The following is a 518-nucleotide window of genomic DNA, read 5'->3' on the forward strand; positions in this document are numbered from 1 at the left end:
GGTACCGGTGGGGACACGGATCCGGAGGAAACGGCTGAGTGGGTTGAGTCCTTTGATCAGCTGGTTGACGTGCGTGGTTCTGAGCGTGCCCGTGAGGTTTTGGGACGTCTGCTTGCCCGTGCCGGTGGCCGGTCGGTTGGTTTGCCGAGCGTGGTCACCACTGACTATGTGAACACCATCCCGGTTGATGAGGAGCCTGAGTTCCCGGGCGATGAGGAGATCGAGCGCAAGTACCGTGCATGGATGCGGTGGAACGCGGCGGTCATGGTGCACCGGGCGCAGCGCCCCGAGATCGGCGTCGGCGGCCATATCTCCACCTATGCCGGTGCGGCGACCCTGTATGAGGTGGGTTTCAACCACTTCTTCAAGGGCAAGGACCACCCTTCCGGCGGGGATCAGGTGTTCTTCCAGGGCCACGCCTCCCCGGGGATGTACGCGCGGGCATATTTGGAAGGCCGGCTCACCGAAGAGGACCTGGACGGGTTCCGGCAGGAGAAGTCCAAGGAAGGCCACGCCCT

At 63.7% G+C, this 518-nt stretch carries 1 pseudogene; it reads left to right on the forward strand.

Annotated features, from left to right (window positions below):
• Nucleotides 1-518 (forward strand): annotated as a pseudogene (locus AC4D1W_RS16990) (pyruvate dehydrogenase (acetyl-transferring), homodimeric type); the annotation flags it as partial.

This window comes from Arthrobacter sp. TJ-170, from assembly GCF_058269305.1.